The 16,481-nt window shown below is 73.4% G+C and carries 13 protein-coding genes; 2 read left to right on the top strand and 11 right to left on the bottom strand.

Translation table 11 applies throughout. The features are described from left to right. Positions 1–60: 60 nt before the first annotated feature. Positions 61–1,908 (bottom strand): transketolase, encoded by a 1,848-nt coding sequence (locus ACICHK_RS31995; protein ID WP_406839600.1) that lies wholly within the window; start codon positions 1,906–1,908, stop codon positions 61–63. A 219-nt stretch (positions 1,909–2,127) separates the two neighbouring features. Further along, positions 2,128–2,619 (bottom strand): phage holin family protein, encoded by a 492-nt coding sequence (locus ACICHK_RS31990; RefSeq protein ID WP_406841371.1) that lies wholly within the window; start codon positions 2,617–2,619, stop codon positions 2,128–2,130. Positions 2,620–2,738: 119 nt separating this feature from the next. On the opposite strand from ACICHK_RS31990, the gene ACICHK_RS31985 reads away from it, so the two are divergent. Beyond that, positions 2,739–3,086, top strand: a complete 348-nt coding sequence (locus tag ACICHK_RS31985; RefSeq protein WP_151474910.1) for a VOC family protein — start codon at positions 2,739–2,741, stop codon at positions 3,084–3,086. A gap of 144 nt (positions 3,087–3,230) precedes the next feature. Here ACICHK_RS31985 and ACICHK_RS31980 read toward each other — a convergent pair whose 3' ends face one another. The 9 genes from ACICHK_RS31980 to ACICHK_RS31940 form a co-directional block, all read right to left on the bottom strand. Further along, positions 3,231–5,207, bottom strand: a complete 1,977-nt coding sequence (locus ACICHK_RS31980; protein WP_406839599.1) for a DUF5107 domain-containing protein — start codon at positions 5,205–5,207, stop codon at positions 3,231–3,233. A 77-nt stretch (positions 5,208–5,284) separates the two neighbouring features. Beyond that, positions 5,285–5,833: a GNAT family N-acetyltransferase gene (locus tag ACICHK_RS31975; RefSeq protein WP_151474908.1), complete on the bottom strand. Its 549-nt coding sequence runs from the start codon at positions 5,831–5,833 to the stop codon at positions 5,285–5,287. A gap of 46 nt (positions 5,834–5,879) precedes the next feature. Further along, entirely contained in the window at positions 5,880–6,806 is a 927-nt protein-coding gene (locus ACICHK_RS31970) for an LD-carboxypeptidase (RefSeq protein WP_406841370.1), read from the bottom strand. Between the two features lie 154 nt (positions 6,807–6,960). Further along, positions 6,961–8,934, bottom strand: a complete 1,974-nt coding sequence (locus tag ACICHK_RS31965; protein ID WP_406839598.1) for an LpqB family beta-propeller domain-containing protein — start codon at positions 8,932–8,934, stop codon at positions 6,961–6,963. Between the two features lie 9 nt (positions 8,935–8,943). Next, complete coding sequence (locus ACICHK_RS31960) at positions 8,944–10,248, bottom strand: M20/M25/M40 family metallo-hydrolase (protein ID WP_406839597.1); 1,305 nt, start codon at positions 10,246–10,248, stop codon at positions 8,944–8,946. Next, positions 10,241–11,074, bottom strand: a complete 834-nt coding sequence (locus ACICHK_RS31955) for a M55 family metallopeptidase (protein ID WP_151474905.1) — start codon at positions 11,072–11,074, stop codon at positions 10,241–10,243. The genes ACICHK_RS31960 and ACICHK_RS31955 overlap by 8 nt, the downstream gene beginning before the upstream one ends. Before the next feature lie 74 nt (positions 11,075–11,148). Continuing rightward, the gene (locus ACICHK_RS31950) at positions 11,149–11,874 is read right to left on the bottom strand and encodes a class I SAM-dependent methyltransferase (protein WP_406839596.1); all 726 of its coding nucleotides are present in this window, start codon (positions 11,872–11,874) and stop codon (positions 11,149–11,151) included. A 212-nt stretch (positions 11,875–12,086) separates the two neighbouring features. Then, the gene (locus ACICHK_RS31945; protein WP_406839595.1) at positions 12,087–14,543 is read right to left on the bottom strand and encodes a SpoIIE family protein phosphatase; all 2,457 of its coding nucleotides are present in this window, start codon (positions 14,541–14,543) and stop codon (positions 12,087–12,089) included. A 162-nt stretch (positions 14,544–14,705) separates the two neighbouring features. Further along, entirely contained in the window at positions 14,706–15,149 is a 444-nt protein-coding gene (locus ACICHK_RS31940) for an SRPBCC family protein (protein WP_406839594.1), read from the bottom strand. A 181-nt stretch (positions 15,150–15,330) separates the two neighbouring features. Between ACICHK_RS31940 and ACICHK_RS31935 the strand changes: the two genes are divergently transcribed. Beyond that, positions 15,331–16,380, top strand: a complete 1,050-nt coding sequence (locus ACICHK_RS31935; RefSeq protein WP_406839593.1) for an Rv2578c family radical SAM protein — start codon at positions 15,331–15,333, stop codon at positions 16,378–16,380. Positions 16,381–16,481: the final 101 nt, after the last annotated feature.

Genomic DNA, 16,481 nt, shown 5'->3' with positions numbered 1-16,481 from the left:
CGACGGCCCGCCCGCGCTCCGGCGGGCGGGCCGCAAGGGCTCTCTCCGGCCCCGGCCCGGTCAGCGCACCACGGCCGTCTCGACCAGCAGACGGCCCGCCGCCGCGATCGACTCGGCGTCGATGCCCGCGGCGCGCAGCTGCTCGTCGGGGCTCGCGGAGCCCGGCATCGTACGGACGGCGAGGCGCACCAGGCGGGGCACGGGGCGGCCATCGGTGAAGGCGTCCAGCACCGCGTCCCCGAGGCCACCCTCCTCCCGGTGGTCCTCCACCGTGACCAGGCAGCCGGTCTCCTCGGCGGCCTCGCGCAGGGTCGCGCGGTCCACGGGCTTCACCGAGTAGAGGTCGATCACGCGGGCCTGGATGCCCTCCCGGTCGAGCGCTTCCGCGGCGGCCAGCGCCTCGTGGACGGTGACCCCCGCCGCGACGAACGTGAGCCGGTCGTCGGCGGAGGCGCGCAGCACCTTGCTGCCGCCGACCGGGAACTCCTCGGTGGCGCTGTAGATGACGGGGCTCTCACCGCGTGAGGTGCGCAGATAGCGGATGCCCTCCAGACCGGCCATCGTGACGACGAGCTTCGCCGTCTGGTTGGCGTCGCACGGGTACAGCACGGTCGAGTCGTACACGGACCGGAACATCGCCAGGTCCTCGAGACCCATCTGCGAAGGCCCGTCCTGCCCGATGGCGACGCCCGCGTGGGAGCCGACGAGGTTGACGCCCGCGCCGCTGATGGAGGCCATGCGGACGAAGTCGTGGGCCCGGGTGAGGAAGGCCGCGAACGTCGAGGCGTAGGGGACCCAGCCGCGCGCCGCCATGCCGACGGCGGTGGCGACCAGCTGCTGCTCGGCGATGTAGCACTCGAAGTAGCGCTCGGGGTGTTCCTTGGCGAAGAACTCGGCGCGGGTCGAGTCGCCGACCTCGCCGTCCAGGGCCACCACGTCACCGCGGGCGCCGCCGAGCGCGGCGAGCGCCTTCCCGAAGGCGTCGCGGGTGGCGACCTCGTCACCCGTCTCGTACCGCGGCAGGTCGAGGTGTCCGGAGCGTACGGCGTGCAGCATCCTGGCGACGGGCGGCGGCTGGACCTCCACCCGGCGGTCGTGCACACCGCCGAGTTCGGCGATCGCCTCCTCGGCGTCCGGCAGCGGCTTGCCGTGCAGTCCCTCGCGGTCCTGGACCGAGGCCACGCCCTTGCCCTTCAGCGTGCGGGCGAGGATCACGGTGGGCTGTCCGCTGGTGGAGTCCGCCTCCAGGAAGGCCCGGTCGATCGCGTCCACGTCGTGTCCGTCGACCTCGACGGTGTGCCAGTCGAACGCCCCGAACCGGCGTGCGTACGCGTCGAGGTCGTGTCCGTGCCGGGTCGGCCCGCGCTGGCCCAGCCGGTTGACGTCGACGATCACGGTCAGGTTGTCGAGGTGCTCGTGGCCCGCGTGCTCGGCGGCCTCCCACACGGACCCCTCGGCGAGCTCGCTGTCGCCGCACAGCACCCGGACGCGGTATCCGGTGCGGTCGAGCCGCTTTCCGGCGAGCGCGATGCCGACCCCGACGGGCAGCCCCTGGCCGAGCGATCCGGTGGCGGTCTCCACCCACGGGAGCCGCCGGGGCGTGGGATGCCCCTCGAGCCTGCTGCCCGCCTTGCGGAAGGTGAGCAGTTCGGCCTCGTTCAGCGCGCCGGCCGCCTTGTACGCGGAGTACAGGAGCGGTGAGGCGTGCCCCTTGGAGAGGACGAAACGGTCGTTGCCGGGATGCTGAGGACGTTCGAAGTCGTACCGTGTGTGGTTGGCCAGCATGACCGCCATCAGGTCGGCGGCGGACATGGACGACGTCGGGTGCCCCGAGCCCGCGGCGTCGGCGGCCCGGACGCTGTCGACGCGCAGTTGCTGGGCCAGATCGATGAGCTGGCGTGTGTTCATGATGCTCCTTCCAGACCTCCGGCGGTTTCCGGACAGCCCGGCGCTCCGGCCGTTCCGCCCCTTCGGACGAGGCCGGTTCCCTCCCGCCGTACGGGCTTTCCGCGTCCCCCCGACCCCGGCGCCCAAACACGGGCACGTCCGGCGTTTCCCGCCCGGGGCGCGGACACGGCCGGCGCCGGTGCCACGGACCCGGCACCGGCGCCGTGCGCGGCGGAGGATTCATCGCGCCCGGCGATGCCACACCTCGGGGTCGTCGGAGAGACCCGGGCCCGTGCCGCCGTCGGGGACACCGGGCGCCCCGGTCGGCATCGGCGGGTACGGCAGACCCAGGCCGCCGGGCGGGAAGGGGGGCGCGTGGGCGCCGACGACCCGGTCGGGCGGGGTGAGTGCGGCCGCGTCCCCGGTCGTCGGCCCGGGCGCGGACGGCCGGGCCGTTCCCCGCAGCGCGTACGCGACGGCCCCGAGCGCCACCGCCGCGACGAGGGCCGCCGCCCAACCGGGCATCGCCGACGCGAGGGCCAGACCGAGGGCGAGGACCAGGGCGGCGCCCGCGTACAGCGCGGCGGCGCCCGAAGCGGCGTACAGCGCGGCCGTCCGGCGCTTCGCGCGCGTCTGCTCGCGCAGTTCGTCCCGGACGGTCTCGCGGGCCACCATGGCGAGTTCGTCGACGAGTTCCCTGTCCAGATGCTCCAGATGTTCCAGGTGCTCGATGCGCTTCATCGTCCGCGGGTACCCCGCCGGGCCGGACCCGTAACGGACCGGCCCCGGCTCCGGAGGCGATCGTCCGAATCGATCTCCCCCGCCGCGCGTGCCCAACTAGGCTCGTCCTCATGGAGATTCTGGGAGCCACGCTGCGCGTCTGCGTCGACGACCTGGAGACCGCGGTCCCCTTCTACGAACGGCTCGCGGGCGGCAGGGCGCTCCGCTTCGAGCGCGGCGGGGTGTCGGTCGCCGCGGTCGGCTGCTTCCTGCTGATGAGCGGGCCCGAGTCCGAACTCGACGTGCTGCGCAAGGTCGCGGCGACGATCGCCGTCAAGGACGTCGAGGAGACCGGCCGGGTCCTCACCGGCCTCGGCGCCCGTGTCGTCGCGGGCCCGGTGGAGACACCCGCGGGCCGCAACCTCATCGCCGTCCATCCCGACGGATCGGTGTACGAGTACGCGGACCGCAACGGCTGAGCGGCACCGCGCCCGGACGCGCCCGGTCCCGGGTGCCCCACCCGGCGGCGGAGCACCCGAGTCCGCGCCCCGAAGGCCGGACGGCGACCGGGACCGGGGTCGGGGACCGACGGTCCGGACGGGAACCGTCCGGCATCGGACGGCTCAGGGCGTGGACGGCGGCCGCATGCGGAAGTCGTAGCGCGCCGGCAGGGGCTCGTCGCCCAGCCGGGACCACAGCCGGTCGACGGTCTCCGCCCCCTCGCGCAGGTCGGCGACCTCGAAGCCCGCGTCGAAGACCGCCCGCGCGTCCTCGCGGCGGCCCTCGGCGAGCAGCAGTCCGGCCTCGACGAGACGGAACCGGCCACGCTCCCGGGTCTCGGGGTGCAGCCGCTCCCACACGGCACGCGCCTGCGCCGGACGGCGGGCCGTCAGCAGCGCCTCGATGGCCTCGCGGCCGAGCGCGGCGGTCACCGCGGTCCACCGGGGCCCGTCGTCGCGCCGCTCCCGGCACAGGTCGTCGAAGGCCTCGGCGTAACGGTCGGCGGCGCGCTCGGCGGCGCCCGCCTCCTGGTCGGCGACGGCGAGACAGCGCAGCAACGGCCAGAGCGACGGGGCGAGTCCGAGCGCCCGCTCCCAGCTCCGCACGGCCTGGGCCACGTCCCCGGCATGCCACTGGGCGACTCCGAGGTGGTACTCGGCGACCGGTGTGGCGGGGGCCGTCTCCAGCATGTCGCGCCAGTGCGACGCCACCAGGGTCTCGCCGGGCGGGCCGATCCGCCGGGGCTCCGGGAACGCGCCGGAGCGCAGCAGTTCCAGCCACGGCTCCTGGTCCTCCCCGAGCGTGCTCTCGTCGAAGGGCGTGCCGGGCAGCTTGTGCGCGGCGCGCAGCACTTCGAGCGCTCCCCAGCCGGATCCGACGGCGAGGACCTCGCCGGGCGCGGTGTCGGCGTGCGGCAGCCAGGCGGCGTACGCGGTATCGACCGCCTCCCGGGAGAGGACGCTCTCCAGACGGCCCTCGACCTCCGCCCGCGCGGCCTCCCAGTCCGCCCCGTGCGCGCTCTCGGCGCTCACGGACAGCGGCCCGTACGCCTCCAGCCAGGAGACGTCGCTCTCGGCGTCGAGCCGTACGTGTTCGAGCTGGGTGCGGGCGAGTCCGGCCTGGATCTCGCAGTACCCGCCGGTCCCCGGCTCGGTGAGCCACTCCTGCCAGCGCCGTCCGCCGGGCCCCGAGCCCCAGACGAAGAGCTTGCGCCCGCGCAGGACGTCGGTGGACGTCTGGACCAGGCCCTCGCCCGACTCGTCGACCGCGGCGATCCAGCGGCGCCGGCCGTCGGGCACCTCGTAGAAGTAGTCGGCGGGGAAGGTGCTGTTCAGCGGGTACGTCCGGTCGGTTCCGTCGTACGTCGGCACGGGCACCCGGCGCAGCCGTCGCTCGTAGCCGAAGTGCCAGGTCTCCTCGGCGGGGGCGATGACCCTGCGCTCCTCGGGGACCGCGATGTTGGACCACCAGTACAGCGGGGCGGGTTTCTCGTGCGGGTTGCGGACGCGGACGCCGACGTACAGGAAGTCGGAGCCGTCCGGCAGCCACAGATCGACCTGGAAGGGGAGGTCGCGCAGGCGTTCCCACTCCCACAGGCGCAGCATCTCGCCGCCGTCCGGGGCGGGGACACGGGCGGCGTGGACGGGTGAGCACGACAGGGTGGTGTGCCCGGTGGCCCCGATGTTCCACTCGATGCCGCCGGAGAACCAGGCGCCGTTGAGGGCGAAGCAGGCCGGCTGGAGCACCGGGTTGGTGTAGAGCAGTTCCGTCTCGGTGGGCTTGTGGAAGAGCGAGACGACACGGCCGCCGTAGCCGGGCAGCACGGTGGCGCGCAGCCGGTCGTTCTCGATCACTATCGTGTCGAGTTCGCGCGGCGTCCTCTCGCGCCCGTATCCGTCGCGTATGCGCTCGGGCAGCACGCTGCGCAGCGGCTCGTACCCGATCTGCCGGGCCATGTCGCCCGGCAGGCCGACGCGGTCGCGGTCGTCGATCTGGTGCATCTCGTCGAGGGTCCGCAGGGGCGGCAGGGGGTTGCTCGGACCCAGTTCGGCCGCCGGGAGGGTCAGTACGTCACGTCGGATCGTCGTCACGACGACCATGGAACATGGTCATCGGCCTGCTGACCAGGGTGTCCGCTCACCGGAATCGGGTCAGGATTCCGCAAAGGCGCCGCCGGTCAGCCGGGTTCGACCATCTCCGCGGTGATCGCCCACCGTTCGTGGTCCCGCCAGGCACCGTCGATGCGGATGAAGTCCGGTGAGAAGCCTTCGAGCCGGAAGCCGCACTTGCGGGCGAGGGCGATCGAACCCGCGTTGCCGGGCTGCGCGTTGATCTCCAGCCGGTGCAGGCCCATCTCGCCGAAGGCGTACCGCACGACGAGGCCGAGGGCCTCGGTCATCAGCCCGCGTCCCGCCGCGTGCGCGAAGGCGCCGTAGCCGAGGGCGCCGCACAGGAAGCCGCCCTCGACGATGTTGTTGATGTTGATGAAACCGGCGATCCCCCCGCCGTCCCGCTCGCAGACGAGGAACCCGGCCTTGGTGGGGTCCTCGATGAGCCGCCCGGCGTAGGCGGCATAGGCGTCGGTGTCATCGGGCGGGAAGAGCCAGGGCCGGTGCAGGCTCCGGCTCTCCCTGGCCCGTGCGGTGAACTCCGGGCCGTCGTCCAGGGTGAAACGGCGAATGCCCACGCGGGGGCCTTCGGCGAGTGAGCCGATCTTCTCAGGCATCCGGACACCTTACGCGAGCACGGACCCGGCGGCGGCTTCCCCGAGGTCAGACCAGCGCGGGCTCCTCCAGGGTCAGCGTCCCCGCGTCCGCGTCGAGTTCGGCCCGGAGGCCGAACGGCATCGTCAGCGTTCCCTCCACGTGCCCGAACCCGAAGTGCTCGGCGACGGGAACGCCGAGCGGGCCGAGCCGGTCGGCGAAGACCTCGCGGAGCCTCTCGTACGGTCCGCAGTCCGTCCAGGAGCCGAGCGCGACCCCGGCCACCCCGTCGAGCCAGCCTCCGCGCAGCAGTTGCGTCAGGATCCGGTCCAGGCGGTAGGCCTCCTCACCGACGTCCTCGATCAGGAGGAGCCCGCCCCGGGCACCGGCACGGGCGTGCGGGGTGCCGAGTTCCGCGGCCAGCAGACTGGCGCAGCCGCCGAGCGTGACACCGCGGGCCTTGCCGGGCACCAGCGCGGTGGCTTCGCCGGAGGCGATGGTCCGCACCGACTCGGGTTCGAAGAGGGTCGCCCGCAGATGCTCCTGCGACCGCGCGTTCTTCAGGAAGCCCATGGCCGACACCATCGGCCCGTGCAGGGTCGCGAGCCCCACCCGGGTGGCGAACGCCTCGTGCAGCGCGGTGATGTCGCTGAAGCCGACGAAGACCTTGGGGCCCGCGGCCCGGACGGCGTCCCAGTCGAGCAGGTCGACCATGCGCTGAGCGCCGTACCCGCCGCGGGCGCACAGCACGGCGGTCACGTCCGGGTCGCACCAGGCCGCCTGGAAGTCGGCGGCCCGGTCGGCGTCCGTCCCCGCCAGGTAGGGGAACCCGGTGTGCCGGTCCAGGACGTGGGGTGCCACGACGGGGTCGAGGTCCCAGCCGCGCAGGATGTCGAGGCCGGCTTCGAGCCGCTCCTCGGGGACGGGCCCGCTGGGCGCGACGACCGCCACCCTGGCCCCGGCGGCGAGCCGCGCGGGTCGGGTCAGGGCGGGGATCGGCGCGGTCGTTCGTATCACTCGTGCGGCTCCGGTCACTGGTGGTTCGTATGCGGGCGGTTCATGTGCAGGCGGTTCATGTGCAGGCGGTTCATGTGCAGGCGGTTCATGTGCGGGGGTTCATCCGCGAGTGGCCCCTGTGCCGGCGGCCGCCTCACTTGGACAGCTCCAGCGTGGGGATGCCGGGCGGGTTCAGTCCGAGGGCCTGGGCGTACAGGGAGAGTTCGGCCTCCAGGGCCCGTTCCATCGTCTCGGCGCGCCGGAAACCGTGCCCTTCCCCCTCGAAGGCGATGTAGGCGTGCGGGACACGGCGACCCTGCTCCTCGACACGGGCCAGGAAGCGTTCGCACTGCGCGGGCGGGCAGACCGCGTCGTCGAGCCCCTGGAGCAGCAGGAAGGGGGCGGTGATCCGGTCGGCGTGCGTGGACGGCGACCGCTCCGAGTACCGGGCCGGGACCTCGGCGATCGGGCCGACGAGCGATTCCAGGTACTGCGACTCGAAGTCGTGGGTCTCGCCCGAGGCCCATTCGGTGAGGTCGATCACGGGATAGAGGATGGTGCCGCAGGCGTAGACGTCGGTGCGGGCCAGCGAGGCGGCCGTGGTCCAGCCTCCCGCGCTGCCGCCGCGGATCGCGAGCCGCCGCCGGTCCCCGGTGCCCTCGTCGGCGAGGGCGAGGGCGACGGCGGCGCAGTCCTCGACGTCGACGACACCCCACTGTTCGCGCAGCAGGTTGCGGTACTCCCGTCCATGGCCGGTCGATCCGCCGTAGTTGACCTCGGCCACCCCGATCCCCCGGGAGGTGAAGTAGGCGATCTCCAGGTCGAGGACCAGGGGCGACCTGCTGGTGGGACCGCCGTGGACCCGTACGACGTACGGCGGGAGCTCGTCGGCGCGGCCGACGTGGCCGGGGTGGTGCGGCGGGTAGATGTGCGCGTGGACCTCGCGTCCGGCGGGGCCGGCGAAGGTACGGATCTGGGGCTCGGGGTAGTACGCGGGGTCGACCGGGTCGTCGTGCGCGGCGCCGATCACCCGGGCCCGGCCGGTGCGGGCGTCCAGTTCGACGACCTCGTGGGCGCTGCGGGGGCTGGCCCCGACGCCGACGACCCTGCTGCCGTGGACGGCGAGCGTGGGCGCGAACTCGGTCCAGGGACCCGCCGTGTCGACGAGTTCGCCGGTCTCGGGGTCCAGTATCCCGAGGGCGGTGGCGCCCCGCCCGTGCACGACGGCGACCAGACCGCTGTCCAGCGGCGCGAACCAGCGGAGTCCGATCTTCCAGAGGGGGCCGCCGAACTCCTCCTCGCGCGGACAGAGGACGATCGCCCCGCCGTCCGCGCCGAGACGGTGGAGGTTCCACCAGCCGCCGCGGTCGCTGACGTAGAGCAGCGTGCCGTCGGCCGCCCAGTCGGCCTGGACGACGGACTCCTCCGGACCCCCCGCGACGGCTCGCGGGCCGGACAGCGTGCCGTGCCCGGTGACGTCCGCGAGGATCACCTCGGTGCCGTCCCAGGGCATGCGCGGGTGGTCCCAGGCTAGCCAGACCGCCTGCCGGCCGTCGGGCGAGAGCCGGGGCCCGGTGACGAACCGGTGCCGCCCGTCGGACAGTTCGCGCACGGCGTCCCGGTCCCGCGCCGCCGATCCGTCCAGCGGCACCGCGACGACGGCCCGGCGCACATCGGCGGGTCCGTCCCCGGTGAACTCCTCCATGACGCACCAGACCTCGCCGTACTCCGGCCGCAGCTGCGGATCCACCCAGCGCAGTCCGCCGCCCACCGGCGAGAGCGGGGTCAACGGGCGCGGTTCGCCTCCGGGCTCGCAGACGTGGAGGCGCTGGTCGGCGAAGTCGACGAAGACGATCAGCGGGCCTTCGGGGCGCATGACTCCGGCCCAGGGGCTGCCGCCGTACTCGATGACGCGGCTGCGCACGTTCCAGGGAGCCGGGAGCACCGGCTCCTCGGTGCCGTCCGCCTTCCGCCGGACCAGTGTGCGCCGCCCGCCCTCGGCCGGCCGGGGCTCGGTCCACCAGGCCTCGTCGCCGACGAAGCCGACGAACTCGGGATGGCCGTCGTGCGCGGCGGCGAGCCTCGCGTCGATCGGCGAGGGCCATGAACCGTATGGCGTGGTCTGCATCTCGTCCCCCTAGGCCGTGCGCAGGAAGCGGTCGAGGACCCGGACGCCGAAGTGGAGCGCGTCGACCGGGACCCGTTCGTCGACCCCGTGGAACATCGCCTGGTAGTCGAAGCCCTCCGGGAGCCTGAGCGGCGAGAAGCCGTAGCCGGTGATGCCGAGGCGGGAGAACTGCTTGGCGTCCGTGCCGCCCGACATGAAGTAGGGGACGACATGGCCCTCGGGCGCGAACTCCTCGATGACCGCGCGCATCCGTGCGTACGTCGGCGAGTCCAGCGGTGCCTGGAGGGCCACCCCGTGGTGGTAGAACTCCCACTCCACGTCCGGTCCGGTGAGTTCGTCCATGGTCGTGCGGAACTCGCCCTCGCCGCCCGGCAGATAGCGGCCGTCCACGTAGGCGACGGCCTCCCCCGGGATCACGTTGACCTTGTAACCGGCGCTCAGCATCGTCGGGTTGGCGCTGTTGCGGACGGTCGCCTCGACGAGCGAGGCGGCCGGGCCGAGCTTGACCAGCAGGGCGTCCACGTCGTCCAGGTCGCCGTCCACGCCGTACAGGAGGGCGAGTTCGGTCAGGGCGGCCCGCAGGGTCGGGGTGATGTGCAGCGGCCACTTGTGGGCACCGATGCGGGCGACCGCGGCGGCCAGGCGGGTCACCGCGTTGCTCCGGTTCACCTTGGAGCCGTGGCCCGCCCGTCCCCGCGCGGTGAGCTTGATCCATCCGGTGCCGCGCTCACCCGCCGCGATGGGATACAGCTGCCGTCCCGCGCCGTCATGGAAGGTGAACGCCCCCGACTCGCTGATGCCCTCGGTGCAGCCCTCGAAGAGCTCGGGGTGCTCGTCGGCCAGGAAGCCCGAGCCGTCCGCGGCGCTCGCCTCCTCGTCGGCGGTGAAGGCGATGACCAGGTCACGCCGGGGCCGTACCCCTTCGCGGGCCCAGGAGCGGACGACGGAGAGGATCATCGCGTCCATGTTCTTCATGTCGACCGCGCCGCGTCCCCAGACGACGCCGTCGCGGACCTCCCCGGAGAACGGGTGGACGCTCCAGTCCTCCGCCTGGGCGGGCACCACGTCCAGATGACCGTGGACGAGCAGCGCGTCGGCGGAGGGGTCGGTGCCCTCCAGGCGGGCCACGACGTTCGTGCGCCCCTCGGTGCGCTCCAGCAGCGTGGGCTCCAGGCCCGCCTCGGCGAGCCGCGCGGCGGCGTACTCGGCGGCGGGACGCTCCCGGCAGTCCCCGCCGCCCCGGTTGGTCGTGTCGATCCGGATGAGGTCGGAAGTGAACCGGACGACCTCGTCGAGTGCGCGTTCGTCAGCCATACTGCTCCTCCACCGCAGCCGAGACGATCGTGGTGACCGCCTTGAAGGTCCGGATCCCCTCGTACATCGTGTCGCTGGTGTACACGATCTTCCGCTCACCGGCACGGCCGACCCCCGGCACGACGGTGGCGGCCATGGCCAGGTGCTCGGCGTCGAACTCCACCGCGATGGTGACCGGCCCGCCGGCGACCGGCTCGTGCCGCACCGCGAGCGCCGCCGCCTCCTTGGCCGCGGCCCGGATGTCCGCGGCGGTCCTGGCCGGGGTGCGGCACACGGCCGCGTACCGCGAGACGTGGTCCTTCACGGCGACCTTCAGCGCCCCCGGCGCGTACCCCAGCGCGTCCTCGCAGGCCACGTCGTCGCCGGTGACCAGCACGACCGGCACGCCGTACTCGGCGACGACGCGGGCGTTGAGCAGCCCCTCACTGGCCCGTACGTCGTCGACCCACACGCCCGTGATGGAGTTCGCCAGATAGGTGTGGGCGAGGACGCCCTCCGTGCCCGCCCCCGCGTGGTACCCGACGAACGCGATGCCGTCCACGTCCCCGTGCTGCACGCCCTCGACCATGGACAGCGCCTTGTGCCGCCCGGTGAGCATCTCCGCTCTCTCGTCGAGCCGCTCCAGCAGGAGGTTCCGCATGGTCCAGTGGGCTTCGTTGATCAGCACCTCGTCGGCGCCGCCGTCGAAGAAGCCGAGCACCGCGGCGTTCACGTCCGAGGTGAACAGCGCGCGGCACCGCTCCCACTGGGGAGTCCCCGGCAACACGTCGGCCGGCCAGGTCACACCCGTGGCGCCTTCCATGTCGGCGCTGATGAGGATCTTCATGCCGAAACCGTACGCGCTTCGGCCCGGACCCGGCAGAGCCTGTGGACAACTCGGGCGGGTCCGGACCACCGGTGTCAGCCGGGGCGGCCGGCCACCAGCCACCGCGACGGAAGCTCGATGAGGGTGCCGTCGGGCGTGTGCTCGGTCGTGAGGAGCGGGAGCTCGCCGCTCGCGAGGACCGTGAGGCCGGCCCGGCGCAGATGCTCGGGCACCGCCGCGTCCGCGATCTCGCCCGGGGCGATGCCGTGCCGGAACACCGGGGCCAGCTTGGCCGGAGGGCCGTCCGGACCCTGGGCCAGCGCGCGCAGGACCGGACCGGCGGCCTCGGCGAGTTCGACCAGGAAGACCCGGCCCCGGTCGCCCGCCAGGGTGGCCAGGCCGTCCGCCAAAGGCTGCCGGTCGTCCGGCTCGGTCTGGTGGAGCACGCCCCGCATGTAGACGTTGGCGTCGCCGAGCTCCGCGTGCAGCGCCTCGGTCTCGGACTTGTCCGCCGCGTCGAGCAGCCGGTACCGGGCCCGGCCCGCCGGATCGGCGGTGCGGGCGTGGTCGAGCGCCGCGGGCGCGAGGTCGGTGCCGACGACCGTGGGGAACCGGCCGGCCAGGAAGCGGGTCTGGGTGCCGTTGCCGCAGCCGAGGTCCACCAGGGGCAGCTCGGGCGTCGTCAGGTGCGGCTCGAAGTGGGCGAGGTGGACCGCGGCCGTGAGCACGGGCTCGGCGTCCCAGAGGACCCCGCCCTGTCCGCCGGGGGCCTCGCGCCAGAAGCCCTCCCAGGCCTGCCTGTACCGACTGCTCACGCTCATGTCCGCTCCCCGGGGTCGTGACCGCGCCCGCCGGGACCCGGCGGGCCCGATCGGTCTACCGCGCCCGGGGTGCGGCGACAAGCCGCCGGCGCATTCCTTCACCGCTCATTCGAACCCCGTACGCCTCCGTGCGCCTCCGTGCTCCTTCGCGTGCCGGAGCCGACCCCGTCGTGCGGGCGCCGCGGACACCGTGCGGACGCCGCGCGGACGGATCAGCTCCGCGGGAGCGTCAGTTCGAACCACACGGTCTTGCCCGCGCCGGTGCGGCTGGACCCCCACGCGCGGGACAGCGCGCTGACGAGCCGCAGTCCGCGTCCGAACTCGTCGCCGGGACCGGCGCTGAGCAGGATCGGGAGCGTGTGGTCCTCGTCGTCCACCTCGCACAGCAGGGTGTCGCCGCGCACGAGCCGCAGTCCGATCCCCCGGCTGTTCGCGTGCCGTACGGCGTTGGTGACGAGCTCGCCGACCATCAGCCCGGCGTTGTCGACGAGCCCCGCCAGACCCCACGCGTGCAGTTGTTCGCGGACCACGGCGCGCGCCCTGCCGGCCTCGGCCGGGTCGAGGGCCAGGCGCCATTCGGCGACGTCCGCGGGCGCGATCCCGTTGAGCCGGGCCATCAGCAGGGCCACGTCGTCCTTGCGCCCGCCGCGGGTGTTGAGCGCGCGGATGATGGTGTCGCAGGCGTGGTCCATGGAGGCGGCCGGGTGGGCGGCGGACTCGCAGAGGGTGGCGAGGCCGACACCGATGTCCTCGCCGCGCATCTCGACCAGCCCGTCGGTGCACATCACGAGCCGGTCGCCCGGCCGCACCCGCACGCGGACCGCCTCGAAGGGCACTCCGCCGACCCCGATGGGCGCTCCGGTCGGCAGGTCGAGCAGTTCGCTGCGGCCGTCCGCGGCGCGGACCAGGACCGGCGGGATGTGGCCCGCGTTGGCGATGTGCAGCATTCCGGCGATCGGGTCGTAGACGGCGTACAGGCAGGTCGCGAGGTAGCTGTCGCCGAGGCGCTGGGCGAGGTCGTCGAGGTTGCGCAGAAGCTGGGCGGGCGGCAGGTCGAGTGCGGCCATGGTCTGTACGGCGGTGCGTAACTGGCCCATCATCGCGGCCGAGTTGAGGCCGTGGCCCATGACGTCCCCGACGACCAGGGCGGTGCGCGAGCCGGGCAGCTTCACCGAGTCGAACCAGTCGCCGCCGATGCGTCCGAGGAGCGTTCCCGGCAGATAGCGGGTGGCGATGTCGCAGCCGGCCATACGGGGCTCGATGGTCGGCAGCATGCTGTCCTGGAGGGTCTCGGCGACGCTCTCCTGGTACGTGTACATGCGGGCGTTGTCCAGCACCAGGCCCGCGCGGGCGGCCAGTTCGGCGCCGGTGACCCGGTCCATGTCGTTGAACTCGACGCGCTCGGGGTGACGCAGCAGGATCATGAAACCGAGCACCACGTCACGGGCCTTGAGGGGCACGACCAGCATGGAGCGGCCGGTGATGAGCGGTCTGATGTCGCGCTTCTCGAACTGCGCGGCGATCATGTGTCCCATCTGCTCGCTGATGCGCGGCACGAGGACGGGCTCACCGGTGGTCATGCACTGGAAGAACGGGGTGTGCGCCGGGAAGGGCATGGCCTCCCCGACCGGCACGACGTCGTCCCAGCGGCCCGGCTCGTCGGTGTGCTCCACGGCGACCCGGTGCCACATCGTGGTCGTGTCGGGCACGCCTTCGGGAAAGCCCTCACCGGCGACGACCTGCTCGCGCAGATAGGTGCCCGCCACGTCCGTGAAGCGCGGCACGACGGCCCGGCTGACCTCCAGGACGGTCCGCGACAGGTCGAGGGAGGTCCCGATGCGCCCGCTGACCTCGTTCAGGAACTCCAGGCGCTCCCGGACGGCCACGTACTCGAGGTCCTCGCCCTCGTCGTCCGGGAGGTCCCGCGGCACGGGCGCGCCGAGGGCCGCGGCCCGCATCGCCCGCTCGCGGCGCGCCCTGCGCTCCGCGCGCCGGGGCACGCCCCAGTCGGGGGTGACGGGCACCCGGTCGTTCTGGCTGAACTCCAGGACGGGATATCCCAGTTCCAGTACCTGCGAGACGATGCGGGCGCTGTCCCCGACGCTCATGCTGGGCAGGATCTCGGGGAGCCGGCGGGCCAGCTCGTCGGCGCCGGGGAAGTCGGTGTGCAGCGCGAAGCCGGGCGCGATGCGCTCGAAGGAGACGTCGTCGTCCTCGTGGCGCGTCGCGCCCGCGTCGGCGGCGAGCACGAGCAGCCGCTCCGGGCCCGGGCCGACCAGCGGGTAGGCCCACCACAGGACGTCGATCCGGTCGGCACCGGCCGCGGTGAGCCGGGCGCGTCCGGCGGCCGGGTAGGAGAGCCGTCCGTCCAGGGAGGACTCCAGACCGGGCCCGAGTCCGTCGTACGTGGCACGGCTCCCGAAGGGGGACCCGTCCGCGCCCTCGGGGAGCGCGCCGGAGACGGGGAGCAGGTCCGCCGCGTGGCGGCCCAGCGCCTCCTCCTTGGGGGTGCCGAACATCCGCCGCGCGCCGCTGCTCCAGTGCGAGACGAGCCCGTCGCGGTCCACGACCACCACGGCCAGCGGGACACGGCCGGCGTCGGCGCGCTCCGCCGCGCCGTTCCCAGCTCCGGGGCTGGAAGTCGCGCCCGCTTCGGTGCCACGGTCCATGGCCCAGGCCCTCTCTCCCCACGGCTCCGCAAGATCTGTGCCGCCCCCACCACCGTACGGCGGCGTCCCGTCACGATGTGCGGCAACGCGGGAATTGGCCCCGGCGGGGGCGGCTCCGGCGCGCGGGGCCCCCGGGAAGCGCGTGCCTCCCGGGGGAGCGGGTCACTTCTCGGTCTGCGCCGCGAGGTTGGCGAGCAGGGCGTCGTAGATGCGGCCGAGGCCCTTGGGCGCGAAGGTCCGCTCGAAGAAGCCGCCGATGCCGCCCGCGCCGTTCCAGACGCTGGTGACCACGACGCGGGCCTTGCCCTCACCGGCCGGGGTGACGCGCCAGGTGGTGACCATGGAGGAGTTGCGGTCCTTCTCCACGAGCTCGCCGTCGGTGGGCTCGCTCACCTCGAGCAGGCAGTCACGGACGCGCTTGCTGGTGGCCTGGAGCTTCCAGTGGACGAGGGTGCCCTCACCGTCGCCGCCCTCGCGCACCTCGTACTCGCTGAAGTGCTCGGGCAGCAGCTTCGGCCGCGTGCCGCTGTAGTCGGCCAGGGCGTCGAACACCGTTTCCGCGTCCGCCGCGATGACCCGCTCCGTCGTGGCCTCGACCTGCGCCATGGCACTTCCTCCAGCGTGTGGTTCCTCGGGTTGTACGGCCAGCCAACCACCCGGCGCCCCGGCCGCCCAAATCGGGGTGCCCGCGGGTGCGTGCCCCGCCCGCGGGGCGACACGGGAAACGGGTCGCACGATCAAGGGAACATGTGTTCTATTCTCTGTCCAGTGCTACCTAGGAGGCGCCATGCGCTGGGAGAACCTGACAGCGGACCTCGCCGGCAGCCCCGCCCGGGACGCCGCCCTGTTCGACGCGGACGCGGTCACGACGAGGACGTTCGACACCCCCGAGTTCAGAGGGATCACGTTCCACGAGATCCAGGCACGGTCCATCGTGAACCGGGTGCCGGGGGCCTCCCGCATGCCGTTCGAATGGACGGTCAACCCCTATCGCGGCTGCTCGCACGCGTGCGTCTACTGCTTCGCCCGCAAGACGCACAGCTATCTGGACCTCGACACCGGACTCGGTTTCGACTCGCAGATCGTGGTGAAGGTCAACGCGCCGGAGCTGCTGCGCCGCCGGCTCGCCTCGCCCCGCTGGCACGGCGAGCACATCGCGATGGGCACCAACGTCGACTGCTACCAGCGCGCCGAGGGCCGCTACGGGCTCATGCCGGGCATCATCGCGGCCCTGCGCGACCACGCGAACCCCTTCTCCGTCCTGACGAAGGGCACGCTCATCCTGCGCGACCTCGACCTGCTGAAGCAGGCCTCCGAGGTCACCGACGTCGGGATATCGGTCTCCGTGGGCTTCACCGACGGCGAGCTGTGGCGCACCGTGGAGCCGGGCACACCGGCCCCCGAGCGCCGCCTGGACGTCGTCCGGACGCTGACGGACCACGGCATCGGCTGCGGCGTCCTGATGGCCCCCGTGATCCCCTTCCTGAGCGACCACCCCGCCCAGCTGCGCGCCACCGTACGGGCCGTCGCCGCTTCGGGGGCCACCTCGGTCACCCCGCTGGTGCTGCACCTGCGGCCCGGCGCCCGCGAGTGGTTCACGGCCTGGCTGGAACGCCACCACCCCCACCTCGTACGGCGCTACGAGCGGCTGTACGCGGAGGGCGCCTACGCCCCGAAGTGGTACCAGCGCCGGATCACCCGTCAGGTCCACGAACTGGCCCAGGAGTACGGCATCGGCCCCGTGCGCGCGGGAATGCCACGCCGGATCACCGTCCCCGAACCCACCCTCGCGCCGGCGCCCGCCGCGCCCGGACCGACCCAGCTGACGCTGCTCTGAAGGACGGTGACGGGCCCTCACGGCCGTCCGCCGCGCGCTCCCCCGGAACCTCCGGGCCCCTGAATGCCTCCGGAGGCGGCCGTGACGGCATCCGGGCGCAT

This window comes from Streptomyces sp. AHU1 (genome assembly GCF_045343905.1).
GTDB lineage: Bacteria > Actinomycetota > Actinomycetes > Streptomycetales > Streptomycetaceae > Streptomyces > Streptomyces triticiradicis.
This window is presented reverse-complemented; position numbering and strand designations above follow the sequence as displayed.

What these genes read in the sequence shown, in the direction of transcription:
- ACICHK_RS31950 (WP_406839596.1), bottom strand. Translation starts at nt 11,874, where the DNA reads ATGAGCGTGAGCAGTCGGTACAGGCAGGCCTGGGAGGGCTTCTGGCGC.
- ACICHK_RS31935 (WP_406839593.1), top strand. Translation starts at nt 15,331, where the DNA reads ATGCGCTGGGAGAACCTGACAGCGGACCTCGCCGGCAGCCCCGCCCGG.
- ACICHK_RS31995 (WP_406839600.1), bottom strand. Translation starts at nt 1,908, where the DNA reads ATGAACACACGCCAGCTCATCGATCTGGCCCAGCAACTGCGCGTCGAC.
- ACICHK_RS31975 (WP_151474908.1), bottom strand. Translation starts at nt 5,833, where the DNA reads ATGCCTGAGAAGATCGGCTCACTCGCCGAAGGCCCCCGCGTGGGCATT.
- ACICHK_RS31960 (WP_406839597.1), bottom strand. Translation starts at nt 10,248, where the DNA reads ATGGCTGACGAACGCGCACTCGACGAGGTCGTCCGGTTCACTTCCGAC.
- ACICHK_RS31940 (WP_406839594.1), bottom strand. Translation starts at nt 15,149, where the DNA reads ATGGCGCAGGTCGAGGCCACGACGGAGCGGGTCATCGCGGCGGACGCG.
- ACICHK_RS31945 (WP_406839595.1), bottom strand. Translation starts at nt 14,543, where the DNA reads ATGGACCGTGGCACCGAAGCGGGCGCGACTTCCAGCCCCGGAGCTGGG.
- ACICHK_RS31955 (WP_151474905.1), bottom strand. Translation starts at nt 11,074, where the DNA reads ATGAAGATCCTCATCAGCGCCGACATGGAAGGCGCCACGGGTGTGACC.
- ACICHK_RS31980 (WP_406839599.1), bottom strand. Translation starts at nt 5,207, where the DNA reads ATGGTCGTCGTGACGACGATCCGACGTGACGTACTGACCCTCCCGGCG.
- ACICHK_RS31965 (WP_406839598.1), bottom strand. Translation starts at nt 8,934, where the DNA reads ATGCAGACCACGCCATACGGTTCATGGCCCTCGCCGATCGACGCGAGG.
- ACICHK_RS31985 (WP_151474910.1), top strand. Translation starts at nt 2,739, where the DNA reads ATGGAGATTCTGGGAGCCACGCTGCGCGTCTGCGTCGACGACCTGGAG.